This is a genomic window from Nonomuraea aridisoli (assembly GCF_003236395.1).
In the GTDB taxonomy this organism is placed as follows: Bacteria; Actinomycetota; Actinomycetes; order Streptosporangiales; family Streptosporangiaceae; genus Nonomuraea; species Nonomuraea aridisoli.
The window spans coordinates 1-476 of sequence record NZ_POUD01000659.1 but is presented as its reverse complement, the minus strand read 5'-3'; the positions used below and the strand labels follow the sequence as shown (position 1 = coordinate 476).

Annotated in this window: 1 pseudogene; it reads right to left on the bottom strand. The window is 73.5% G+C overall.

The features are described 5' to 3' along the window. Window positions 1-190 (bottom strand): annotated as a pseudogene (locus tag C1J01_RS48590) (ComF family protein); the annotation flags it as partial. Window positions 191-476 lie beyond the last annotated feature (286 nt).

Genomic DNA, 476 nt, shown 5'->3' with positions numbered 1-476 from the left:
CGTCGTCACCGAACGCGGTCACGGCCGCACCGGCCAGCGCCTCGGCCAGCACCCCAGCGAGCGCGACGGCCCCCCGCTCCTTGTAGGCGACGATCGCCGTACGCACCACCCCCTCGTAGGGAGCGGCCGACCAGCAGTCAGGCAGCCCGGCCGGCACCGGAACGGGCATCCGCCGCGCCGGCGCGCCCATCAAGCCGACACGACACGCCGCACACCACGACGCCCCCTTGCCCCCGCACCCCACACAGGACGCCGGCAGCACGAGATCGAGAACAGCACCCAGCACACCCCCACCATGCCGGGCCCCACCGACAATTCCGCTGCCCCACCGACCGCGCTGAGGCCGTCAAGGGTGAGGTCACGTGAGAGGGAAGGGGGCGTGCCCGCCGGACACGCTCAGGCCGAGGAGGGTGAGGCCAGGCGAGAGGCGCGCTGAGGCTAGGAAGGTCGGCGAGAGGGTGTGCTGGGGGGAGGGT